Source organism: Streptomyces coerulescens (assembly GCF_042657965.1).
Lineage (GTDB): Bacteria > Actinomycetota > Actinomycetes > Streptomycetales > Streptomycetaceae > Streptomyces > Streptomyces coerulescens.
On sequence record NZ_JBHSKM010000013.1, the window covers coordinates 1 to 23,863 of the forward strand.

18 protein-coding genes are annotated in these 23,863 nt (G+C 72.4%); 11 read left to right on the forward strand and 7 right to left on the reverse strand.

Features of this window, described 5'->3' with window-relative positions; translation table 11 throughout:
• Positions 1-97: 97 nt before the first annotated feature.
• The 3 genes from ACFPQ9_RS21420 to lanKC form a co-directional block, all read right to left on the reverse strand.
• Complete coding sequence (locus ACFPQ9_RS21420; RefSeq protein ID WP_380855344.1) at positions 98-1,831, reverse strand: ABC transporter ATP-binding protein; 1,734 nt, start codon at positions 1,829-1,831, stop codon at positions 98-100.
• Positions 1,832-1,925: 94 nt separating this feature from the next.
• Positions 1,926-2,036 (reverse strand): SapB/AmfS family lanthipeptide, encoded by a 111-nt coding sequence (locus tag ACFPQ9_RS21425; RefSeq protein WP_380855347.1) that lies wholly within the window; start codon positions 2,034-2,036, stop codon positions 1,926-1,928.
• Positions 2,037-2,083: 47 nt separating this feature from the next.
• Complete coding sequence (gene lanKC, locus ACFPQ9_RS21430; RefSeq protein ID WP_380855350.1) at positions 2,084-4,720, reverse strand: class III lanthionine synthetase LanKC; 2,637 nt, start codon at positions 4,718-4,720, stop codon at positions 2,084-2,086.
• A gap of 188 nt (positions 4,721-4,908) precedes the next feature.
• Between lanKC and ACFPQ9_RS21435 the strand changes: the two genes are divergently transcribed.
• The 5 genes from ACFPQ9_RS21435 to ACFPQ9_RS21455 all read left to right on the forward strand — a co-directional run bounded on the left by ACFPQ9_RS21435 (position 4,909) and on the right by ACFPQ9_RS21455 (position 11,160).
• Positions 4,909-7,359: a SpoIIE family protein phosphatase gene (locus ACFPQ9_RS21435; protein WP_380855353.1), complete on the forward strand. Its 2,451-nt coding sequence runs from the start codon at positions 4,909-4,911 to the stop codon at positions 7,357-7,359.
• A gap of 94 nt (positions 7,360-7,453) precedes the next feature.
• Positions 7,454-8,521, forward strand: coding sequence for a glucose-1-phosphate thymidylyltransferase (locus ACFPQ9_RS21440; RefSeq protein WP_380855356.1), 1,068 nt, complete (start codon positions 7,454-7,456; stop codon positions 8,519-8,521).
• The gene (gene rfbB / locus ACFPQ9_RS21445) at positions 8,518-9,492 is read left to right on the forward strand and encodes a dTDP-glucose 4,6-dehydratase (RefSeq protein WP_380855359.1); all 975 of its coding nucleotides are present in this window, start codon (positions 8,518-8,520) and stop codon (positions 9,490-9,492) included. Before ACFPQ9_RS21440 ends, rfbB begins: the two co-directional genes overlap by 4 nt.
• On the forward strand, positions 9,489-10,370 hold the full coding sequence (rfbD, locus tag ACFPQ9_RS21450) for a dTDP-4-dehydrorhamnose reductase (RefSeq protein WP_380855362.1): 882 nt from the start codon (positions 9,489-9,491) through the stop codon (positions 10,368-10,370). The genes rfbB and rfbD overlap by 4 nt, the downstream gene beginning before the upstream one ends.
• Positions 10,357-11,160, forward strand: coding sequence for an O-methyltransferase (locus ACFPQ9_RS21455; RefSeq protein WP_380855365.1), 804 nt, complete (start codon positions 10,357-10,359; stop codon positions 11,158-11,160). The genes rfbD and ACFPQ9_RS21455 overlap by 14 nt, the downstream gene beginning before the upstream one ends.
• 103 nt (positions 11,161-11,263) lie before the next feature.
• Here ACFPQ9_RS21455 and rfbC read toward each other — a convergent pair whose 3' ends face one another.
• The gene (gene rfbC / locus ACFPQ9_RS21460) at positions 11,264-11,866 is read right to left on the reverse strand and encodes a dTDP-4-dehydrorhamnose 3,5-epimerase (protein ID WP_380855368.1); all 603 of its coding nucleotides are present in this window, start codon (positions 11,864-11,866) and stop codon (positions 11,264-11,266) included.
• A 4-nt stretch (positions 11,867-11,870) separates the two neighbouring features.
• Positions 11,871-13,805, reverse strand: a complete 1,935-nt coding sequence (locus ACFPQ9_RS21465; RefSeq protein ID WP_380855371.1) for a glycosyltransferase family 2 protein — start codon at positions 13,803-13,805, stop codon at positions 11,871-11,873.
• A gap of 193 nt (positions 13,806-13,998) precedes the next feature.
• On the opposite strand from ACFPQ9_RS21465, the gene ACFPQ9_RS21470 reads away from it, so the two are divergent.
• Positions 13,999-14,499, forward strand: a complete 501-nt coding sequence (locus ACFPQ9_RS21470) for a metallophosphoesterase family protein (protein ID WP_380855373.1) — start codon at positions 13,999-14,001, stop codon at positions 14,497-14,499.
• A gap of 171 nt (positions 14,500-14,670) precedes the next feature.
• Here ACFPQ9_RS21470 and ACFPQ9_RS21475 read toward each other — a convergent pair whose 3' ends face one another.
• A complete protein-coding gene (locus tag ACFPQ9_RS21475) occupies positions 14,671-15,786 on the reverse strand; it encodes an XdhC family protein (protein ID WP_380855376.1) in 1,116 nt (371 codons plus the stop codon).
• 228 nt (positions 15,787-16,014) lie between these two features.
• Here ACFPQ9_RS21475 and ACFPQ9_RS21480 point away from each other — a divergent pair, with 228 nt between their 5' ends.
• From ACFPQ9_RS21480 to ACFPQ9_RS21490, 3 genes are all read left to right on the forward strand, one after another.
• Positions 16,015-16,389, forward strand: coding sequence for a DUF6479 family protein (locus ACFPQ9_RS21480; protein ID WP_380855379.1), 375 nt, complete (start codon positions 16,015-16,017; stop codon positions 16,387-16,389).
• Positions 16,390-16,442: 53 nt separating this feature from the next.
• The gene (locus ACFPQ9_RS21485) at positions 16,443-16,793 is read left to right on the forward strand and encodes a DUF8129 domain-containing protein (RefSeq protein WP_380855382.1); all 351 of its coding nucleotides are present in this window, start codon (positions 16,443-16,445) and stop codon (positions 16,791-16,793) included.
• Between the two features lie 118 nt (positions 16,794-16,911).
• Entirely contained in the window at positions 16,912-19,023 is a 2,112-nt protein-coding gene (locus tag ACFPQ9_RS21490) for a SpoIIE family protein phosphatase (RefSeq protein WP_380855384.1), read from the forward strand.
• A gap of 13 nt (positions 19,024-19,036) precedes the next feature.
• On the opposite strand, the gene ACFPQ9_RS21495 is transcribed toward ACFPQ9_RS21490, so the two are convergent.
• Positions 19,037-19,561, reverse strand: a complete 525-nt coding sequence (locus ACFPQ9_RS21495) for a hypothetical protein (protein WP_380855386.1) — start codon at positions 19,559-19,561, stop codon at positions 19,037-19,039.
• Between the two features lie 268 nt (positions 19,562-19,829).
• Here ACFPQ9_RS21495 and ACFPQ9_RS21500 point away from each other — a divergent pair, with 268 nt between their 5' ends.
• On the forward strand, positions 19,830-21,878 hold the full coding sequence (locus ACFPQ9_RS21500; protein ID WP_380855388.1) for a GTP-binding protein: 2,049 nt from the start codon (positions 19,830-19,832) through the stop codon (positions 21,876-21,878).
• Between the two features lie 73 nt (positions 21,879-21,951).
• The gene (locus ACFPQ9_RS21505) at positions 21,952-23,811 is read left to right on the forward strand and encodes a cellulase family glycosylhydrolase (protein WP_380855390.1); all 1,860 of its coding nucleotides are present in this window, start codon (positions 21,952-21,954) and stop codon (positions 23,809-23,811) included.
• The last annotated feature ends 52 nt before the right edge of the window (positions 23,812-23,863 follow it).

A 23,863-nucleotide genomic window follows, 5' to 3' on the forward strand; every position in this document is an offset into this window, starting at 1 on the left:
CCGTCCCGCGGGAGCCGCACTCCTCGTGAGGGGAGGTGTGGGTCGACTCGCCACCGGTCCTGCAGGAAGTGCAGCCCCCGTGAGGAGAGACGGTCGGTCACGGGTGGGTCCTCCCGGTCGGGGTGGCTGAGTCCGCCGCTGTTCCCGTGAGGGTCTCCCGGTATGCCGGGATGGCCCACAGTTCCTCGTGGTGGCCCACGGCTCGCACCCGCCCGCCGTCCAGCCACGCCACCGCGTCGGCCCGGGCCGCCGTGGCCGCCCGGTGGGCGATCAGGAGGCGGGTGACGGACGAGTCGCCGCCGGCCAGGGCCCGGGTGATACGGGCCTCCGTCACCGAGTCCAGGCTGGACAGCGCGTCGTCGAGGATCAGCAGCCGGCCGCCGTGGGCGAACGCCCGGGCGAGGCCGAGGCGTTGGGACTCGCCGCCGGAGCGCGGGGCGTCGGCCAGGGCGGTGGCGTACCCCTGCGGCAGACGGCTGACGAAGTCGTCGGCGTGGGCGGTGCGGGCGGCCTGCCGTACCCGGTCGGGGGAGGGGGCGGTGAGGGCGAGGCCGATCGCGTCCTCCACGGTGCCGCCCAGCAGGACCGGGCGTTCGAAGGCGTAGGCGACGGCGCGGCGCAGGTCGTCGTGGGCCAGTTCGGGCAGTGGCACTCCGTCGAGGAGGACTTCGCCCTCGTCCGGGTCGGCGAGTCGTCCGGCGAGGGCGGCGAGCACCGACTTGCCGGTGCCGGAGCGGCCCACCACGGCGAGGGTGCTCCCGCCGGGCACGACCAGGTCGACGCCGTCCAGCACGGTGTGTCCGCCGCGCCGGGCGGTCACTCCGCGCAGCTCCAGCCGGCCGGGCCCGGGAGGCAGCCGGCGCGTGCCGTGCGCGGGGGCGGGCTCGGCGACGACCTCCCCGAGGCGCCCGGCCGCCGCCCGGGCCCGTGCCACGCCCGCGAGCTGGGCGACGAGCATGCCGACGCCGGTCGCGAGGACGGCGTAACGGGAGGCGGCCAGCACCTCGCCGACGGACAGCCGGTGCCGGGCCAGCAGCGCACCGGCGACGGCGATCACGCCGAGTTGCAGCAGCGGGGCGACGGTGACGGCCTGGCCGGCGGCCCGGCCCTGCACCTGCCACATACGGTGCCCCGCGCGGGACAGTGCGGACAGCGGCCGCAGGATCCGTGCCGTCTCCCGGTCCGCGGTGCCGGCCGCGGCGATGGTGCGATGACCGTCGACCGCCTCGGCGAGCGCGGTCGCGATCCGGCCCTGTTCCCGCTGGTAGTCGGCCACGCACCGGGACGTGTCCCGGGCGAACGCCCGCAGCAGCAGGGCGAGTACCGGGGCCCCGGCGAGGAACGCGGCGGCGAGCCACGGGTCGATCAGGGCGAGGGCGGCGATGCCCCCGACCGGTCCGGCGAGCGCGGCGAGCAGGACGGCACGGGCGGCCGGTGCGGTGCCGGCCTGCGCGGCGTTGCCGACGAGCCGGGCCACGAGGTCGCCCGCTCCGAACCGGCCGGTGGCCCGTGGGCCCAGGGCCAGGACGTGTCCGGTGAGCCGGTGGCGCAGCCAGGCCGTGGTGCGGGCGTCCACGGTGCCGACGAGGACGCTCTGGAACGCGTCGAGCAGGGCCAGCGCGAGCACGAGTGCGGCGCAGCGCAGCACCCAGCCCGTCGCCGGGCCGCCCGCCAGCAGGAGGTCGAGGGTGTGGCCGAGCGCGGCGGGCAGCAGCAGCCCGGCGCCGGTCGCGGCGGTGCTCACCAGGCACAGCGTCACGGTACGGGCGCCGCTGTGCCGGGTGGCCGCGCGGGCCAGTGTCCGGGAAGGGTCATCGGCAGAGGTCGTCATGCTGCTCCTGCCTCGCTCCTCGGTCCGGAACAAGGGCCCGGACGGCCCCTCCGCGCAGGAGGGGAACCGCCCGGAACCGTCACTGCACGAGGTGTCAGAGACAGAGGCTGATGCTCGCCTGGCTGGCGCAGAGCAGCAGGCTGACCACGCTGCCGCCGCCGGTGTGCTCCTCGGTCTCCATCGTCTGCAGGTCGAGAAGTGCCATGTCGTGTCCTCTCCTTGTCATGGGGACGGGGTTGTGTCACGACTCCGTCAGATCGCGGAGCCGCGTTCGGGGTGCCGCGTCGGCGGCGGGAGGAAGGGCAGGTGAGCCGGTGCCGCACCCGCCTCGTCGGTGCCGAGGGCCGCACGGAGCGCCAGCAGACAGCCGGCGGTTCCGGTGCCCAGGTCCATGGAGAGCCGCATCATCTGGTGTCCGGGGAAGGCCAGTTGACCCTGGTAGGACATCGCGTACCAGCCGAGCCCGGCGATCTGCGCCGCGAGCCGGTCGGCGCTCGCGCCCGGCGTGGTCGTACGGCTGAGGTGCAGGATCATCCCGGCACGTCCCTGGAACAGGCCGGGCTGGGCGTAGAAACGGGAAGTGGCGGCCGTGAGGATGCCGGCGCGGGCCCGCTGAAGCACGCCCGTGTCGTCGTCGGCGTGGGCGAGATAGTCGTCGAGGACCATGCCCACGCCCGCACTGCCGTCGCCCAGATAGGGCATGGTCCGCCGGCCCTCGTCGACCTCCAGCGAGCCGCCCTTGTGCTCGACGCAGCACGCCAGGTCCCGGCGCAGTGCCTCGCCGGCCGCGTCGAGCAACTCGCGCTCGCCGGTGCGCTCGTACCGCCGCAGCAGGAACAGCGCGGGCCCGCTCGCTCCCCGCAGCAGTCCGGCGCGCGGGCGTGGCCCGTCCGGGACCGGTGCGGTGAGGCGCCGTACCAGGATGTCGGCGGCCTCCGCGGCCCGTTCGCGCAGCTCCGGCTCACCCGTGGTGTGCGCGAGGTCGTCGAGGACCAGGCCGAGTCCGGCAAGCCCGCCGCGCAGGTCGGAGGAGAGCCGCTGCCACCGCTCGCGCAGGACGGTGTCGACCAGGTCCAGGGCCCGCTGCCGGTGGCCCAGCAGGCCGAGGACATGGGCCACGCCCGCGAGGCCGTCGTAGAGTCCCAGCGGCGTGCCGACCGGGGGCGGGTCCGTGCGGTCCAGCAGCCAGCGCTCGCCCTCCTCGTAGCGTTCGGCGCCGCTCGCGCCCAGCGCGTACAGCACACCGGCCGCGCCATGGGCCAGGCCCAGTCCGCCGCCGTCGGAGAACTGGCCGATGTCGCCGGGGAAGAGGCGGTCCTCGCGCTCCGGGGTGGCGGAGGCCAGCAGCGCCTTGACCATCGAGTCACGGCTGTAGGGCCAGTCGCCGGGCTCCACGTACGACGCCGCGACGGGCGGCGCGGCCCCGGCCCGTCCCGGGCCGTGCCGTACGTCCCGGGTGATCTCGGCGACCGCCTCGTCCAGGAACCGCCGCGGCACGTCCGGGAACTGACCCGCGATCACCTCCGACAGGTGCGCCGCTTTGTCGCGGTCCACGACGAACAGCGAGGTGACGGGCAGGAACATCGCCAGCCGCAGACAGGCCAGCGCGTAGCGGTCGACATCCGCGCCCCTGCGGTCCGGCGGAGCCAGGAACCCTGGGTGGGCGACGATCTGACGGCCGTTCTCGCCGACCGGCGCCGCGGCCTCGAAGTCGAGCAGGGACACCGACTCCTCGTCCGGGGCGACCATGATGTTGAAGACGTGCAGGTCGTTGAAGACGATCCCCCGCGCGTGCACCGCCTCCACGGCCCGCTCGACCGCCCGGTGCACCCGCAGCGCCCAGGCCGTGTAGTCGGCCACGGCACGCGGGTCGGGATCCGGGCCGATCAGCGGATGGCGTTCCGCGAAGAACGAGTTCAGGGTGCGGCCCGGCACGAAGTCCATGACCAGGAAGCGGTGGTCGCCGAGCAGGAACCAGTCCCGTACCTCGGGCACCGCCCCGGTGCCCGCCAGCTGCTCCAGTGCGTCCTTCTCCCGCTCCAGCCGGGCCACGGCGTCCGCCCCGTCCGCGGCGAGCCCCGCGTGCGGCCGGCCCTCCTTCAGCACCACCTTGCGTCCGTCGCGCGCGTCGGTGCCCACGTACACGCCGCCGCCGTTGGAGAAGTGCAGTGCCTTCTCGATGCGGTACGGCAGTTCGCCGACCGTCGTGGTGTTGCGGGCCGCCAGATGCGGGGCGAGGAACGACGGCAGCGTCACCCACTCGGGCACCTGGAACGACGGCGTCCGCCGGTCCGGGACCAGCTTCCCCTCGCCGTCCCGCACCGCCGGCACCAGCGAACCGTGCTCGTCGACGACGAACAGCCGCGCGAAGGCGCCGTACCGGACGTACAGCGGACCGTCGCCCCAGCGCAGGTCCGTCAGGACGTACGGCCCCTCGAAGCCCTCCAGCAGCCGGCCCAGCTCCCGCAGCACCGTGTGGAGCTGCTCGTCGTCGGCCGGATAGACGGTGACGAACTTGCCGCTGGAGTCCCGGCCCGCGTACTTGGCGTTGCGCAGATGCAGCAGATGCGGGCCCGGCACGAACTTGAAGGCGATGCCCCGCGGCACGCAGTAGTCCCACACGATCCGTGCGATCCGCTCGGCGTTCGCGAGGGTCGCCGAGACATGGATCTTCCAGCCCTGGGCGCGGTCCGGCAGCGGAGTTCCGTCCGGGTCGAGCGGCGCCAGGGTCAGCCAGTCGCCGATCCGCGCGGCCTTCCAGCCCTCGGGAGCCGTGCGCCGCGCCGTCTCGTAGAGCGGCGCGGCCCCCTGGCCCTCGGCGGACAGCCGGTCCGGCGTCTCGTAGAAGTGCCTGTCAGCCAGCGCGTACACCTCGTAGCGCTTGTCCATACGCCCCCCTCCGCAGGCCCGGCACCGAGCCTTCCAGCGGGCCGGCGGCAACGGACAGTCACGCCTGTCACGAGATCACCGTGCGGAACGCATGCGTAAAGACATGTTCGGCCCCTTTCGAGCGCCGCGAGCGTTTCGGCTGCACGGAACGCTCACAGGGGCTGCGCAGGTGGCTCATAAGCGCTGTAATGGCGGACGTGGTCAGTGAGGGCGCCGCGGGACGCAGGACGAGAAGTCTGCGCGCCGAGGGGGCCCTGAAGGCGCTTTCCGTCGATCCGGACTCGCCCGAGCGGCTGCGGCGGGTCCTGGAGCAGGCCCTCGTTTTCGCCGGAGCGACCCTGGCCGCGGTGTACACACCGAGTGAGGACGGCGAGCTGCTGTGCCTCGTCGAGTCCGCCGGCGTGCCCCGCACCCTGTACGGCCTGCGTGACGGCTACACCCCGACCGGGCGCTCCCCGCTCGCCGAGGCCCGGCGCACCGGCCGTGCCGTGTGGCTCGGCCCGGAGCAGCTCGCGGGCCGCGCGGAGTCCCGGCGGACCCCGTCCGGCGGCTTCTCCCTTGCCGTCCTGCCCGCCGAGGGCGACGGCGGCTGCCTGCTGGCCGTGAGCGAGCGGCCCGGCGGCTTCGACGCCGAGGACCGCGTGTGTCTGGAGCTGATCGCCGAGGCCATCTCCTACCCCGCCCCGGCCGCTGCCGCCGAAGGCGGCGAGCTGCCGGTCAACGCGTTCAGCCTCGCCATGGACACCGGGCGCGTCGAGGTCGGCGACGGCCTCCTCGGCCTGTTCGGCATCGGAGCGCAGCAGTTCGACGGCAGGGTCGAGACCCTGCTGGGCCTGACCGTCCCCGAGGACCTGCCGTCACTGATGTCGGTCGTCGAGGCCGACCACATGTCCATCGGCGACCGCGAGCTGGAGTTCCGGGTCCTGCAGCCCGCCGGACCGCCCAAGTGGCTCAGGCTGCGCGGCCGCCTGCTGCCCGGCGGCGAGGGACGGCCGGCCCGTCTCGTCGGCACCGTCGCCGACGCCTCCACCCTGCGCCCCGAGGTCACCGACGTGGCCCGCGTCCAGCGCCTCGCCGCCGCCCTCGCCACCGCCGGCACCGTCCGGGACGTCAGCCACGCGGTCGTCACCGCCCTGCGCAAGCCGCTGCGCGCCGACCGCATCGCGCTGGCCGAGCTGGAGCACGACCGTCTCGTCGTGACCGTCCTCGACCCGCCCGAACCCGAGTCCTGGCCGGAGCTGTGGCGCCTGGAGTGGCGTACCGAATGGCCGGACGCGCCCGTGCGCGCCATGCCCACCCTCGCCGCGGCCCTGCGCGAGGGCCGCGCCCGGATCTGGCCGGCCGGCACCCCGCTGGAACCCGCCCTCGCCGACGTCGGCCCCGGCGGCCTTGCCGTCCTGCCGCTGCCCGCCGGCGGCCGGATGGCCGGCGCCTGCCTGATCGGCTGGGACAACCCGCACGAGTTCGGCCCCGACGAGCGAGCCCTGCTCACCGCCTCCGCGGGTCTCGCAGGGCAGGCCCTGATGCGCGCCCACGCCTTCGATGCCGAGCACGAGCTCGTCGGCATGCTCCAGCGCCAGCTGCTGCCGCGCCGCCTGCCCCGGCTGCCCGGCGGGGAGGCCGTCGCCCGCTATCTGCCCACCACGGCCGGACTGGAGGTCGGCGGCGACTGGTACGACGTGATCCCGCTGTCCGACAACCACGTCGCCCTCGTCATCGGCGACGTCCAGGGCCACAGCGCGGCCGCCGCCACCCTCATGGGCCAGATGCGCACCGCGCTGCGCGCCTACGCCGCCGAAGGGCACCCCCCGGACGTCGTCGTCCACCACGCCAACCGGCTCCTGATGGACATGGAGACCGACCTCTTCGCCACCTGCTGCTACGTCGACATCGACCTGGAGGAGGGCTCCGGCTGGTGCGTGCGCGCCGGACACCTCCCGCCGGTCCTGCGCCGGCCGGACGGCGGGACGGAGATCGCCGAGGCGGAGGGCGGCCCGCCGCTCGGTGTGATGCGGCAGGCCGACTTCCCGATGAGCCCGCTCCGGCTGGCCCCGGGCACCATCGTCGCCCTGACCACCGACGGCCTCGTCGAGTCCGCCGAGGACGACATCGACACCGGCATGGACCGGTTCGCCCGTACGCTCGCCCGCTCCGACCCGGCCCACCTCGGTCTTGTCGCCGACGCCCTGCTGGTCGGCGCCCGCCGCAACGACGACATCGCCTTGCTCCTGCTGCGCTACGACGGCATGGCCGTACGGCCCCTGCGCGAGAGCTGGACCGTCTGGCGCGTCCCGGAGGCCGTCGGGCACGCCCGCCGATTCACCCGCCGCACGCTGCGGACCTGGGGCGTGCCGCAGCGGTCGACGGACACCGTCCTGCTCGTCGTCTCCGAGCTCGTCACCAACGCCCTGGTGCACACCGACGGCCGAGTCCGCCTCGATCTGACGCTCGTCAACCACCGCGTGCGCGTCGCGGTCGCCGACGCCTCGCCCCGCACCCCCGTCAAGCCCACCAGCATCAGCTGGGAGGCCACAGGTGGACGCGGAATCCTGCTGGTCGAGGCCATGTCGGCGGCATGGGGCACGGTGCCGGTCAGTGGCGGAAAACAGGTGTGGAGCGAGATCCCGGCCGGCGACTGAAGCCCGGATTCCGGTGAACTCCGGACAGCTCCGCGATGTCGTACCAGCCAACCGACCCCGTCAAAATGGCTGAATCGGGGCTAAGGTGAAGCAGATGAAGGCTCTTGTGCTGTCCGGCGGTGCCGGTACGCGCCTGAGGCCGATCACGCACACTTCGGCCAAACAGCTCGTGCCGGTGGCAAACAAACCCGTGCTCTTCTACGGACTGGAATCCATCGCCGCGGCCGGCATCACCGACGTCGGTGTGATCGTCGGTGACACCGCCGCGGAGATCCAGGACGCGGTGGGCGACGGATCCAAATTCGGCCTGGAAATCACCTACATTCCCCAGGAACGCCCACTGGGACTGGCGCACGCCGTGCTCATCGCCCGGGACTACCTGGGCGACGACGACTTCGTCATGTACCTCGGCGACAACTTCATCGTCGGCGGCATCGCCGACCTCGTGGAGGAGTTCCGCGGCAACCGCCCCGACGCCCAGATCCTGCTGACCCATGTGCAGGACCCGCGCTCCTTCGGCGTCGCCGAACTCGACGCCGCGGGCCAGGTCGTCGGCCTGGAGGAGAAACCGGAACACCCCAAGAGCGACCTCGCGCTGGTCGGCGTCTATCTGTTCACCCCGGTCATCCACGACGCGGTCCGCTCCATCACCCCGTCCTGGCGCGGCGAACTGGAGATCACGCACGCCATCCAGCAGCTGATCGACTCCCGCGCCGACGTGCGCTGCACGGTCATCCAGGGCTACTGGAAGGACACCGGGAACGTCGCCGACATGCTGGAGGTGAACCGGACCGTCCTGGAGAGCCTCAGCCGCCGCATCGACGGCGAGGTCGACGAGGCGTCGGAGACCGTCGGGCGCGTCGTCGTCGAGGAGGGGGCCCGCATCGTCAACTCGCGCATCGTCGGCCCCGCCGTCGTCGGCGCCGGCACGGTCGTCGAGGACTCCTACGTCGGCCCCTTCACCTCCGTCGCCGAGAACTGCCGTGTCATCGACAGCGAGTTGGAGTTCTCCATCGTCCTGCGGGACTCCACCATCCACGGGGTGGGCCGTATCGAGTCCTCGCTCATCGGCCGGCACACCGAGGTCACGCCCGCGCCCAGCGTCCCCAGCGCCCACCACCTCGTCCTCGGCGACCACAGCAAGGTGCAGATCCACACATGAACCTTCTAGTCACCGGCGCCGCCGGCTTCATCGGCTCGACCTACGTCCGCACCCTGCTGGCCCGCGACGACGCGCCGAGCATCACCGTGCTGGACAAGCTCACCTACGCCGGCACCCTGGACAACCTCGAACTCGACCACCCACGGCTGGAGTTCGTGCGCGGTGACATCCGCGACGCCGGGCTGGTCGACAAGCTGATGGCCGAGGCCGACCAGGTGGTGCACTTCGCCGCCGAGTCCCATGTCGACCGTTCGATCGAGGGCGCCGGCGACTTCGTCCTCACCAACGTCGTGGGCACCCAGACCCTGCTGGACGCGGCCCTGCGCTACCGCGTCGAACCCTTCGTGCACATATCGACCGACGAGGTCTACGGCTCCGTCGAGGCGGGCTCCTCCACCGAGGAGGACATCCTGCGGCCCAGCTCGCCGTACTCCGCCTCCAAGGCCTCCTCCGACCTGCTCGCCCTGTCCTACCACCGCACCCACGGCCTGGACGTGCGCGTCACCCGTTGCTCGAACAACTACGGCCCGCACCAGTTCCCCGAGAAGGTCGTCCCGCTGTTCATCACCAACCTTCTCGACGGCGAGCGGGTCCCCCTCTACGGCGAGGGCCTCAACGTCCGCGACTGGCTGCACGTCGACGACCACTGCCACGGCGTCGAACTCGTCCGCACCCAGGGCCGGCCCGGCGAGATCTACAACATCGGCGGCGGCACCGAGCTGAGCAACAAGGACCTCACCGCCCTGCTCCTGCACGCCTGCGGCGCCGACTGGGACCGGGTGCGGCACGTCGAGGACCGCAAGGGCCACGACCTGCGCTACTCCGTCGACTGGACCAAGGCCCGTACCGAACTCGGCTACCGGCCCCGCCACGACTTCGCCGCCGGCCTCGCCGCCACCGTCGCCTGGTACCGCGACCACCGCGCCTGGTGGGAGCCCCTCAAACGGCGCGTCGGTGAGGAGCACGGATGAAGTGGCTGGTCACCGGCGCGGGCGGCATGCTCGGTCACGACCTGGTCGGTGAACTCCGCGCCCGCGGGGAGCAGGTGACCGGCCTCGACCACGCAGCCCTCGACATCACCGCCCCCGAATCCATCGAGGGCGCCCTCGCCGCCCACCACCCCGACCTCCTCGTCAACTGCGCCGCCTACACGTCCGTCGACGACGCCGAACAGGACGAGGCACGCGCCCTGCGCGTCAACGGCGACGGCCCACGCCTGATCGCCAGGGCCTGTGCCGCCCACGGGACCCGCCTCATCCACCTCTCCACCGACTACGTTTTCGCCGGGGACGCCCGCACCCCCTACCCGGAGGACGAGCCCCCGGCCCCCCGCACCGCCTACGGCCGCACCAAACTGGCCGGTGAGCGGGGCGTGGCGGACGAACTCCCGGACGCGAGCGCGGTGGTCCGCACGGCCTGGCTGTACGGCGTCCACGGCCGCAGTTTCGTCCGCACGATGACCGAGCTCGAGGCCCGCCTGGACACTGTCGACGTCGTCGACGACCAGCGCGGGCAGCCCACGTGGAGCGCCGAGGTCGCCGCCTTCCTCGCCGACCTCGGCCCGCGCGTCGGCGGCGACACGACCGGTGTCCTGCACGCCACCAACTCGGGTGAGGCCACCTGGTACGACCTGGCCCGCGAGGTGTTCCGGCTTCTCGATGCCGACCCGGACCGGGTGCGCCCCGTCACCAGCGCGGCCTTCCCCCGGCCCGCGCCCCGCCCCGCGTACAGCGTCCTCGCGCACGGCCGCCGGGAGCGGCTCGGCCTCGCACCGGCGCGCGACTGGCGCACCGCCCTGCACGAAGCACTGCCCCGCATCCGCAAGGAGACCCTTCGTGAAACGCCATGAGTTCCTGAAGGAACTGCACAAGGTCAGCGGCAACCGCAACTACCTGGAGATCGGCGTCAACGACGGCCGCAGCCTCAGGCTCTCACGCGTCCCCACCATCGCCGTCGACCCCGCCTTCAAGGTCGTCACGGAGATCCGCTGCGACGTCCATCTCGTCAAGGCCACCAGTGACGACTTCTTCGCCCGCGCCCAACCGCTCATCCACCTCAAGGGCGGTCGCCATCCGCTGCGGAACCTGCGCCGGGGCCGCGGTCCGTTCGCGTACTGGCGGCGTCCCGTCCTCGACCTGTCGTTCATCGACGGGATGCACCTGTTCGAGTACGCGCTGCGGGACTTCATGAACATCGAGCGGCACTCGGACTGGACGAGTGTGATCGTCTTCGACGACATGCTGCCGCGCAACATCGACGAGGCGGCCCGCGACCGGCACACCGGCGCGTGGACCGGTGACGTCTACAAGCTCGCCGAGATCCTCGGGCGTCATCGCCCCGATCTGGTGACGGTGCTCGTCGACACCCAGCCCACCGGGCAGCTCGTCGTCTTCGGCGCCGATCGCCGCAACACGGTGCTGCGTGACCGGTACGACGAGATCGTCGCCGAGTACGACGTTCCGGATCCGCAGAAGGTGCCCGAGACGATCCTGGACCGGGGCGGGGCGGTGGCGCCCGAGGCGCTGCTCGGGGCGAGTTTCTGGCGGCCGTTGGCGCGGGCCCGGCGGCTGGGGGTGGGGCGCTCTCGGGGGTGGGAGCCGTTGCGTACGGCCGTTGAGCGGGTTGCCTCCGGCGGTTGAGCGGGGTGTGGGGCGTGCCGGATGCTGCCGTCGTGTGGCTGCGGGTGCGTCGTGGCTTGTCGCGCAGTTCCCCGCGCCCCTTGGGGGTTGCCGGTGCCCGGCGTCAGGCTGGGCCGTTTCTCAGTGCTTCGTAGTGAGCGGCGCAGGTCTCGTACGACGGGAGGAGGCCTGCCTCGCGTGCCTGCGCCAGTGACGGGGCCTGGGCGTCCTTCGGGGAGAGGACCGGGGGGATGTGTTCGGGCCAGGCGATGGCCAGTTCCGGGTCCAGTGGGTGTACGCCGTGCTCGCGCTCGGGGGCGTAGCCGGTCGAGCACAGGTAGACCACCGTCGCCTCGTCGGTGAGGGCCATGAACGCGTGGCCGAGCCCCTCCGCGAGGAACAGGGCGTGGTGGCTCGCGTCGTCGAGGCGCACGGCCTCCCAGCGGCCGAAGGTGGGTGAGCCGACGCGGATGTCGACCACCACGTCCAGGACGGCGCCGCGCAGACAGGTCACGTACTTGGCCTGACCCGGCGGCACGTCGGAGAAGTGCACACCGCGCAGGACGCCCCGGCGGGAGACCGAGCAGTTGGCCTGGGCCAGGGACAGGTCGTAGCCGGTGCTCTCGCGGAACTCCGCGCCCCGGTACCACTCGTGGAAGCTGCCCCGGGCGTCCGGGAAGACCTTGGGCTCCAGCGCCCACGCGCCCTCGATGCCGAGCGAGCGCATGCCGTCACCTCCTCCCCGTCCGGGCCCGCAGCCGGGTCGCCGTGCGGCCCAGTGCCGTACCGAGCCCGCGTCGGGCCCTGCGGACAAGTCGTCGTAGCGCGCTGGGTACGGGAACGCGGGCGGCGCGAACCCCGCCTGCGCCGGCGCGCAGCACGAACGGCAGGGCGAGGAAACGCGGTCCGGGCGTGCCCAGTGCCACCCGCCAGGTCGCGCCGCGCAGGTCACCGAGGGAAAGTTCGGCCTCCAGCAGCGCGCCCGAGACCCGGGGGGAGAGCGTGGCGGGCACGTCGAGCGTGGCGCGGGAGGAGGTGAGGCGGAGGGAGGCCTCGGCGCCGTCGCCGGGGACGTGGAGCGGGAGCGGCATCCGCAGGCGGTCGCCCGAGACCGTGACGTCGTCGGGGGAGAGGGAGCCCAGGCCCAGGCGGCCGGTCGCCCGGTCGACGTCCAGGGCGAGATGCGCGTGCGGCGAAGTCCAGTACGGCAGGACCACATGACCGCCGGCCAGGGCGGCGGACGGCGTGGGGCGGGCCCTGCGTGGTGCCGGGCCGAGACGGCACTCCTTGGTCCAGCCGCCGAGGCGGACACGGACCAGGGCGTCCCACACACCGGCACGGGTGAGAACGGCCGGATCGACGGTGGCCGTCGCGTGCAGCACCAGGCGGACCCGGCCGTCGTCCCCGGCCGGCACCTCCTCGCGGGTGAACTCGACCGACTGGAAGTACTGGGCGGCACTGGCCCGCTCCCGCATCAGGAGATCCGCGGTCGCCCGGCCGAACCGGGCGGCGCTGTCGGCGCTCACCCAGGCGACCGCGGCGGCCAGGTCCTCGGGAGGGCCGTCCAGCGGCGCGGGAGCGGTGCCGGCGGGGAAGGTCATCGGCTCGGCGGCGGACGTGTACTCGGCGCTGAAACCGACCCGGAGCGTGCCGTCCTCCCAGGCCACCCGCTCGGGGACGGCCGTGAGCGCGATACCGGCCTCCCACTCGGCGAACGCCTCGACGTCGTCGTACCGGCCCGCGGTGATCAGCGCGGCGACGACCTGCTGCGTCGGCTGGAGCCCGGCCGCGACCCCGGGCCCGAAGCGCTCCACGACGACCTGGTGCATCTCCTCGAACAGCTCCCGGCGGTAGTCCGCCGGCAGGGCGAGCAGCCGCCGCGCGCGCATCCGCTCGACCATCTCCACCCGCAGCCAGCGCCGGAAGAGCCGGTCCCGCAGCGGGCCCGGCTCGGTGTACCGCTCGACGACGTCCAGGGCTTCACGGAGGTTCTTGAAGTAGCCGCCCGGGTCGAAGCGCTGGAAGCCGGCGTTCGAGGCGTCGTCGCGCCGGACGTGGTAGTAGCAGACGTAGTCGCCGAGCACCGAGACATTGGCGGCGCGCAGATACGCCTCCGTGACGAAGACGTGGTCCTCCAGGCGCCGCCGGCCCTCGGGGAAGCGCAGCCCGATGTCGTCGAGGAAGGCGCGGCGGAACATCTTGTGCGGGGTGAGGCTGTCGATCAGCGGCGCGTTCTCGACGGTGGCCCGGGGGTGATTGCGGCGGAACAGCTCCACCGGAACGCCGCGGCCCTTGCCGGCCATCTTGCCGACCACGACATCGGCGCCGTGGGCCACGCCGTAGTCGTACATCCGCTCCAGCGCCTCGTCGCCGAGGTGGTCGTCGTTGTCGACGAACATCACGTACTCGCCCCGGGCGGTGCCGATGCCGACGTTGCGGGGCTTGCCCGACCAGCCGGAGTTCTCCTGGTGAACGACGGTGACCCGGGACTCCGCGGCGGCGAGCGCGTCGAGCCGGGCGGGCGTCTCGTCGGTGGAGCCGTCGTCGACGAAGATCACTTCGTACTCGTCCGGGGGCAGCGACTGGCGGAGCAGGGAGTCGATGCAGTCCTCGACATAGACCCCGGGGTTGTACACGGGCACGACCACGCTGACCTTGATCGGCATCGGTCTCCGAGCCCCCTAGGGGTCGCTGGGCGTTTGCGTCAGATTACGGCCCTCGTGGCCAGATGCTATCCCTGTCACGGCTTTTGTCCACCGCTCAACGACACGGCGCGGCACGGCGAATCGGCGGATCGGGGATGCCGAACGCGCGGCGGAACGGCAGCTCGGTGATCCTTTACGCCGGTAGCCTGGCGCCGTGCGTCTGCTCCTGATGTCCGACACCCATCTGCCCAAGCGCGCCAAGGCCCTGCCCGAGCGGCTGCTCGCCGAACTGCCGGGCGCCGACGTGGTGTTCCACGCCGGGGACTGGGTGGACACGGCCACGCTCGACCTGCTGGAGAGCCACAGCGACCGGCTCATCGGGGTCTACGGCAACAACGACGGGCCCGACCTGCGAGCGAGACTCCCCGAGGTGGCGTACGTCGAGCTGGGCGGCCTGCGGTTCGGCGTCGTCCACGAGACGGGGCCCGCCCAGGGCCGCGAGGCGCGCTGCGCGGCCCGCTTCCCCGAACTCGACGTCCTGGTCTTCGGCCACAGCCACATCCCCTGGGACACCACCGCCGCCACGGGCCTGCGCCTGCTGAATCCCGGCTCCCCGACGGACCGTCGCCGGCAGCCCCACTGCACCTACATGACCGCCACTGTGTCCGACAGCGGGCTCACGGAGGTGGAGCTGCACCGACTGCCGCCGCGCTGACTGGCGACGTCAACGGGGGATGCGCCCGCACAAGATCCGGGCCGCTCCTTGTGCAGGGAAGCGGCCCGGGCGCTGCAAGTGCGCTGTCATGGACCTCCTTCCCGCTCAGAGGCTGTGTTTCGGGGGCACGAGATGCCTCCGTTGTGCCGTGACTACCCCTTCGCGCCCGCCTTACACATCCGATTTCGGCCCTCGGGGATGGATGGCTCCCGCGGTCGCCGTCAGCGGGGTGCCGCTGCCTCCCCAGCGCAGCGCGACGATCTCGGCCGCGACGGACACGGCGACCTCCTCGGGCGTGCGGGCCCCGAGATCGAGCCCGACCGGTGAGCGCAGCCGCGTCAACTCCCCTTCACCGAGCCCGGCTTCGGTCAGCCGCTTCATCCGGTCGTCGTGGGTACGGCGGCTGCCCATCGCGCCGATGTACGCAGCCGGACGCCGCAGCGCCTCCTGGAGCAGCGGCACATCGAACTTGGGGTCGTGGGTGAGCACGCAGATCACCGTGCGGTCGTCGGTGTCGGTACCGCTCAGGTAGCGGTGCGGCCAGTCCACGACCACCTCCACGCCCCGCGGGAAACGCTGCGGCGTGGCGAAGACGGCGCGCGCGTCGCACACCGTGACCCGGTAGCCCAGGAAGTCACCGATACGGGCCACGGCGGCCGCGTAGTCGATCGCGCCGAAGACCAGCATGCGCGGCGGCGGCGCGAACGAGTGCAGGAAGACGGTGACCGCGTCCTCGCGCCGCTCACCGTGCGGGCCGTAGTGCCTCAGGCCCGTGGCGCCCAGGGCGAGCTCGCCGCGCGCGTCGGCGCTCACCGCCACGTCCAGGCCGGGCGCGCCCAGCGTGCCCGCCACCCGGTCGGGCCACACGGCGAGCGTCGCACCCCGCGGCGCCGGCCCGTCCGTCACCGTCGCCACGGTCACCGGACGGCCCGCCGCCACCGACTGCGCGACCTCACCGAACGACGGGTCGCTCTGCGGCGTCACGGAGCGCACGAGCAGGGTGATCTCGCCGCCGCAGGTGAGCCCGACCGCGAACGCGTCCTCGTCGCTGTACCCGAAGGTCTCCAGCCGCGCCTCGCCGCCGGCCACCACCTCCCGCGCCAGCTCGAACACGGCGCCTTCCACACACCCGCCCGACACACTGCCCACGACCTCGTCGCCCGGACCCACCGCCATCGCGGCACCCGGGTGGCGCGGTGCGCTACGGCTCGTGGCGACCACGGTGGCGAGTCCGAACGGCGCCCGGGCCGCGTACCAGCCACCGATCACCGGGAGAATCTCACGCATACTCGCGGGTACTCCTCGTCGAGCTCGACGGACGGGGCTCCGGACCAGTGGTCTTCGTGACGGCCGATCAGGCCGCCGTGGCGGCACACACGGGCCGAGCGCGCTGCTTCCAGCAGTATCGACCTTGCGGCGGCGAAGTTCATACGCGCCGGGCAGCGCCGATTCCGGGGAGATCGCCGTGCAGGGATGTTCCGGTTCACGTGTGATGCCAGGGGTACTCGCGCGCCCATGGACATCGCAAGGACGGACATCGCCGCGGAGGGCGCGCTGGGCATGGGCCTGGTCGTCGCCGGTCTGGTCGTCGTGGGTCTGCTTCTCGGCGGCTTCCTGATGGGCTACCGGGTCAGGCGCCGGGAATCCGCTCCGCCGCGCCCCGAGGAGCAGCCCCGGCTGCCCGACGACGGGCCGGTCCGGGAGGTCCGGGAACGCCGGGAGCCCGACGTGGTGCCCAGGAGCGACCGGCGGCTGACCCCGCACGAACTCCCCGGCCACGGCAACATGCCCTCACGGCGCAGTTCCTTGAAGGGGCGGCGCCGCTGGGACGAGGGCAGGAGCGGGTCGTTCGGCAGTGGCGGCCGGGCTGACGCCGACGGCCACCCGTGAAATGGCCGTCCAACCGGTCCCCCCGCAGGTGCGCACCGAGGGAAGTGAGTGTCATGGCCGATCCCGCCCGTAACACCCTGCCGCTGCCCGACTACGACCACCTGCCGATCGGCGGGCTGAAGAGCCGGGTACGGTCGCTGTCCTCCGGAGAGGTGGAGGAACTGCTGGCCTACGAGCGCTCGCACGGCCACCGGCTCCCGGTGACCTCGCTGCTGGCCGCGCGTCTGGAGCAGCTGGAGGCCGGGGCCGAGCCGACGTCCGGCGATCCGGGTGCCCTGCGCCCCGAGAGCGGCGCCCGTCGGACGGGTTCCCCGGCGTCGCCCGCGACCGCGGCGCAGCCCTTCAGCCCGCCGCCGCACGGCACCCCCGATCAGCGCGGCAGGCCGAAGGGCGACCGCGCCTGACACCGTCACCCGCCCGCCGCGCACATGCCGAGCACACCCCCTCGGCGTAACGTCCCCATATGTATGAACTCGGGCAGACGTGATACCGCCGTGCCGCGTCCCGAGGGGAGCGGAAGGCATGACCGCCACGGGAGATCCGGCCCTCGGCGCCGACGCACTGGACGCCGAGTTCGCCGAGACGATGCGCCGCACCGGAGCGTCCATCGGCGCCCTGTACCTGCTCGCGCCCGACGGGCCCGTGCTGTACCTGGACATGCTGAGCGGGGTGCCGGTCGACTTCGCCGCACCGTGGACGAGGGTTCCCCTGGCCTCCCCGGCACCCGTGGCCGACGCCGTCCGCGAGGACCGTCTGGTGTGGGTCGGCAGCCAGGAGGAGATGGTCCGCTCCTACCCGCGAACCGCGATCGCGCTGCCGTATCCGTTGGCGCTGGTGGCGGCGCCGGTGAGCGGCGCCCGGACGTGGGGAGCCCTGCTGCTGATGTGGCCGGCCACCCGCCCGCCGTTCATGACGCAACGGGAACGCGGCAACATCAACTCCAGTTGCCGGCGGCTGGCGCGGCTGCTGGAGGAGGGCGCCCAGCGAGGCAGTGTCGTCGCCCACCGTGAACAGCCTCGCGGCGTCTCTGCAGGAACCCGCGGAGAGGCGGTGAGCCCCGAGCCGGCCGTGGCCGACTACGTCGAGCGGCTGCCCGGCGGCAGCTGTGCCCTGGACCTGGAGGGGCGCGTCACCTACGTGAGCTCCGGCGCCTGCGAACTGCTCGGCCGTGAGGCAGGTGAGCTGCTGGGCACCCTGCCGTGGCAGTCCGTGCGCTGGCTCGACGACCCCACCTACGAGGACCGCTACCGTGCCGCGGTGATCAGCCGGGAGCCCGTCTCGTTCACCGTGTGCCGCCCGCCCAACCACTGGCTGGACATTCACCTGTACCCGGACGCCAGCGGCATCAGCGCCCGGATCGTCCCCACCGGCGCCCCCGCGCCGCCCTCACCGGCGCCCCGCCGGTCCACGCGCACCGCCACACCGACCCGCGCCGGCCGGCTGTACCAGCTCACGCACCTGGCCGCCGGCCTGACCGAGGTCGTCGGCGTCCAGGATGTCGTCGATCTGATCGCCGACCAGATCATGCCCGCGTTCGGCGCCCAGAGCCTGGTCCTGTCCACCGCCGAGGCCGGCCGGCTGCGGATCACCGGCCATCGCGGCTACCCCGTCGAGACCATCAGGCGCCTGGACGGCCTCCCCCTCGACACCACCTTCACCCCGGCCGGACAGGCCCTCGCCAGCGGCATCCCCGCCTTCTTCGCCGACCCCGAGGAGATGCGGCGCACCTACCCCGAGGCACCCATGGTCAGCGGAAAGAAGGCCTGGGCCTTCCTGCCGTTGATCATCTCCAGCCGCCCCGTCGGCGTCTGCATTTTGTCGTACGACAGCCCGCACGCGTTCCCGGCCGAGGAGCGTGCCGTCATGACGTCGCTCGCCGGGCTCATCGCCCAGGCCTTCGACCGCGCCCGCCTGTACGACGTCAAGCACGAGCTCGCGCACGGCCTTCAGGAGGCGCTGCTCCCGCGCGGCCTGCCCACGCTCGACGGCCTGCGGGTAGCCGCCCGCTACCTGCCCGCCACCCGGGGCATGGAGATCGGCGGGGACTTCTACGACCTGATCCGGCTCGGCGACAGCGCGGCCGCCGCCGTCATCGGCGACGTCCAGGGCCACAACGCCGCGGCCGCCGCCCTGATGGGTCAGGTACGCACCGCCGTGCACGCCCACGCGACCCTCGGCACACCCCCCGACCAGGTCCTTCACCGGACCAACCGGCTCCTCACCGACCTCGCCCCCGACCTGTTCACCAGCTGCCTCTACGTCCACCTCGACCTCGCCCGCGGACGCGTCTCACTCGCCAGTGCCGGGCACCCACCACCCCTGCTGCGCCTCCCCGACGGCGAGACCCGGCCCGTGGACGTGCCACCCGGCCCCCTCCTGGGCATCGAGCCCGACGCCGTCTTCCCCCTGGCCGAGATCCCGCTGACCGAGGGCATGCTGCTCGCCTTCTACACCGACGGCCTCGTCGAGGCACCGGGCATCGACCTCGAAGACGCGATCAACCGGCTCGCACAGCACCTCGCCGACGCCGACGACCGCGACCTGGACCAGCTCATCGACACGCTGCTGAGCAGCGCCGCCACCACCGCCCAGCGGATCGACGACATCGCCCTGCTGGTGCTCCAGTGCGAGTAGTGCCGCGCGTCGCTCACGCGGTGCTGAGCGCCGGCCCGATCTGACGCCGGCGCAGCTCCTCCAGCGTGCCCTGCTGCCGTCGGGCCCGTTCGAGCAGACGGTCGAGGAGGTCCGGGTCGAGGCGTTCCTCGTCGTCGGCGAGGTCACGCAGCGTCTGCCAGGCGGCCGCCTTGCCCTCGACGCCCACCTGCAGCGTTTCCAGCTCCACCAGCGGGCTCAGCGGGGAACGCCGTACGAGTCGGCCGTTGCTCTTCAACCGTCCCGCGCGCTCGGCCACCCGGCCCGCGTAGACCTTGTAGTGCCGCACCGGGATGTCGAGCCGCTCCATGATGTCGATCAGGATGGCCCGGTCCTCGGTGATCTCCGTGGAGATCGGCTCCATCGCGGCAGCGAGGTCCGTGCCCCGGTAGGAGCGTGTCATGTGGCGGGCCCGCTCGGCACCGCCCGTGGCGCCCGCCAGATGGTCGTTGAGGTAGACGCCCAGCAGGTCCGCACCGGTGTGGTGGGTGTGCGCGTCGGATCGCGTTCGGTGGTTCATGGAGTGTCCCTTCGCCGCGGGCCGATGAGGTGGCCGCGATTCGCAGGTATGCCTCCGGGTGCCCGTCGCCCACGCCAGGAAACGCAGGTCACGGGGGAGACGGACGCGTTCCGCCGTGCGGCGGTCCCGCGTTTAATACGTTGCCGTCGCCACGCCGGGTCTGCTGCACTGCACGGACCCGTCGTCGGAAGACCAGGAGCAAAGATGCGCACTGCGTGCATGTCCCCCCAGGAAGGAATCACCCCCTCGTCAAAGGACATGACGCTTCGTGCACTTGCTCAACCTTGGAATTCTCGCCCATGTCGACGCAGGTAAGACCAGCCTGACCGAGCGTCTGCTGCACTCGGCCGGCGTGATCGACGAGATCGGCAGCGTCGACGCCGGGAGCACACAGACCGACTCCCTGGCGCTGGAGCGGCAGCGCGGGATCACCATCAAGTCCGCGGTCGTGTCGTTCGCGCTGGACGGCATGACCGTCAACCTCATCGACACCCCCGGCCACCCGGACTTCATCGCCGAGGTGGAGCGGGTGCTCGGGGTCCTCGACGGTGCCGTGCTGGTCGTCTCGGCCGTCGAGGGTGTCCAGCCGCAGACCCGGATCCTGATGCGCACGCTGCAACGGCTGCGCATCCCCACGCTCGTGTTCGTCAACAAGATCGACCGTCGAGGCGCCCGGTGCGACGCCGTCCTGCGGGCCGTCTCCGAACGGCTCACCGCGACCGCCGTCCCCATGGGCACGACCACCTCACTCGGCACGCCCGAGGCGCGGTTCCTGCCCGGCCTCGGCACGGCCGCGCTCGACGTGCTCGCCGACCTCGACGACGACCTGCTGACCGCGTACGTCGAGGGCGAGGTCTCCGACGACCGGCTGCGCACCGCCCTCGCCGCCCGGACCCGTCAAGCGCTGGTCCATCCGGTGTATTTCGGCTCCGCCATCACGGGCGCGGGCGTGGACGCGCTGACCGACGGCATCAGAGAACTGCTGCCCGCCGCCGGCGGCGACCCCGACGCGCCCGTCTCCGGAACCGTGTTCAAGGTGGAGCGCGGCCCGGCGGGGGAGAAGGTCGCCTACGCGCGGATGTTCTCGGGGACACTGCGCACCCGGGACCGGATCAGCTTCGGCGACTCCGACGGTTCCGGCGAGGCAGACATGCCCACCGAGCCCGGTGACAGCGGCGGCCTCGCGTACGGCCACGCCGAGTCGGCCCGCACCGAAGCCCGCGTCACCGCCATCAGCGTCTTCGACCAGGGCACGGACGTCAGGGACGACCAGGTGACGGCGGGTCGGATCGCCAAGCTGTGGGGCCTGGCCGACATCCGGATCGGTGACACGATCGGCGAACCCCGCAAGGCACACGGGCACTTCTTCGCCCCGCCCACCCTGGAGACGATCGTCGCCCCGGCCGAGGGCGTGGACCGGCGGGCCCTGCACCGCGCCCTGACGCGGCTGGCCGAGCAGGACCCGCTGATCGACCTGCGCCACGACGAGGTGCGCCGGGAGACCTTCGTGTCCCTGTACGGCGAGGTGCAGAAGGAGGTCATCCAGGCCACCCTCGCCGACGACTTCGGCCTCGACGTCACCTTCCGCGAGACGACGCCGCTGTGCATCGAACGGCCCGTCGGCTCCGGCGCGGCGGTCGAGTTCAACAAGAAGGACGGCAATCCCTTCCTGGCGACGGTCGGCCTGCGCGTCGACCCGGCGCCGGCCGGATCCGGCGTGGCCTTCCGGCTGGAAGTGGAGCTGGGTTCCATGCCGTACGCCTTCTTCAAGGCCGTCGAGGACACCGTCCGCGAGACCCTCGGCCAGGGGCTGCACGGCTGGCAGATCCCCGACTGCACGGTCACCATGACCCACTCCGGCTACTCGCCCCGGCAGAGCCACGCCCACCAGGGCTTCGACAAGAGCATGTCGAGCACCGGCTACGACTTCCGGGGCGTGACCCCGCTGGTCCTGATCGAGGCGCTGCGCCGGGCGGGCACGCAGGTGCACGAACCCCTGCACCACTTCCGTCTGGAGGCCCCGAGCGACACCCTGGCCGCGTTGCTGCCGGTGCTGGCCAGGCTGCGCACCACGCCGCAGACCACGGAGACCCACGGCGTCTCCTGCCGGCTGGAGGGCTCGGTGCCCGCGGCCCATGTCCATGAACTGGAGCAGCAGTTGCCGGGGCTGACACGAGGCGAGGGCGAGCTGGAGAGCGCCTTCGACCACTACGCACCCGCTCCGCGAGGCACGCTCCCGGAGCGCCGCCGCACCGACCTGAATCCGCTGAACCGGAAGGAGTACCTGTTGAACCTGACGCGCAGGGTGGGGAGTTGAGCCATCGGAGCCATAACTTACTCACGGGTCAGGAGTATTGACGGTGTCCTGATATCACCGGACTGTAGTGGACATGCCGAACATACGAGCGCGTCTGCTGGTTGTTCTGGTCGTCCTCTTCGGATCCCTCACGGTGGCGGGCCCCTCTCCCGCCACCGCCGCATCCCTCCCCGACTCCCTGTGGTTCGACGAAACGCCGCTGACCGTGCGGAACGGCCGCTTCGTCGACGGCCACGGCCGCGAGGTCGTGCTGCGCGGCTACAACGTCTCCGGCGAGACCAAGCTGGCGGAGAACGGCGGCCTGCCCTTCGCCTCGGTCACCGACGCGAAGAAGTCCGCGACCGCGCTGCGCGCCCTCGGCGGCGGCAACTCCATCCGCTTCCTGCTGTCCTGGGCCCACGCGGAGCCGGTGCGCGGACAGGTCGACACGACGTATCTGGCCGCCGCCACCGCCCAGATCCGCGCGTTCCTCGACGCCGGCATCCGCGTCTACCCCGACTTCCACCAGGACCTCTACTCCCGGTACCTGTTCGACCCCGACAGCTGGTACACCGGCGACGGTGCCCCCAAGTGGGCCGTGGACGCCGGGGACTACCCGGACGAGTCCTGCGGGATCTGTTTCTTCTGGGGCCAGAACATCACCCAGAACGAGGCCGTGAAGCAGGCGTCGTACGACTTCTGGCACAACGAGTACGGCCTCCAGGACGCCTTCCTCACCACCGCGCAGAAGGCAATGGCCTACATCAGGCAGAACGTGTCGGCCGCGCAGTTCGCGGGCGTCGTCGGCTTCGACCCCTACAACGAACCCCACGCAGGCAGCTACACCTCCGGCCAGACCAGCCGCACCTGGGAGCGGGATGTGCTCTGGCCGTTCTACGAGAAGTTCCGGGCCCGCATGGACGCGGCCGGCTGGCAGGACAAGCCGCTCTTCGCCGAACCGAACCTCTTCTGGAACGCCAACCTCGACTTCCAGAAGCAGGAGGGCGGGCTGCTCGACGCGGGCACACTCGGGCCGCGCTACGTCTTCAACACCCACTTCTACGACCAGAAGGCCATCTCCGGCATCTTCATGTGGGGCAAGGCCGCCGACGGCCAGTACGCCGGTGACTTCGGCACGATCCGCGACCGCGCCTCGGCCACCGGCACACCCGCCGTCGTCAGTGAGTTCGGCCACCCGTTGTCGGGCTCGGTCTCCGACAAGGCGCCGACCGTCCTGAAGGCCATGTACCAGGCCCTCGACTCCCGTGTCCCGGGCGCCGGTTGGTGGTCGAGGCCGACCTCCTCCGGCCCGGTGCTCTCCGGCACGCAATGGCAGTGGGACCTCTACAACGGACGTCACCACGAGCTGATGAACGGCAACCCGGACAAGGTCCTCGCCACCGGCGACGCCTGGAACGACGAGGACCTCTCCGCCGTACGCCTCGACGACTCGGGCAGGCCGGTGCTGCGGCAGGACGCCCGGCTGCTCGACCGGATCTACCCGAGCGCCACCTCCGGAACGACGGTCGCCTTCACCTACGAGGACCGCTCCCGGGACGGCGACACCACCCTGACCTGGAACCCGGTGCCGAACTCGCTGCCGAACGTGGCGCGGCTGGTGGGATCGGGACAGTACGGACTGCTGCTCTGGCGCTCCGACAGCGGCACGGCGCCGACGGAACTCCACCTGCCGGCGTCCTTCCCGACCGGGTCCACCACGGTGATCTCCGACCTGGGCACGGCGTACGCACCCCCGCCCTACGCCTCGGACACGCCGGTCGGCGTCGCCGCGGAACCGGGCGGCACGGGCAGCCGACGTCTGCTGCTCACGGACACCGACTCCGGGGTCCCGCACTACGCGCTGGTGACCAACGGGGCGACCGCTCCCTCGGCCGCGCTGCTGAACGCCGCACGGTCCGAACTCTCCGCCTGGGGCGCCCGGAACGGCGGATGACGTACGCCGTTTGACCCTCCCCTTACGTCAGGCTGCACGCTGTACCTCGACG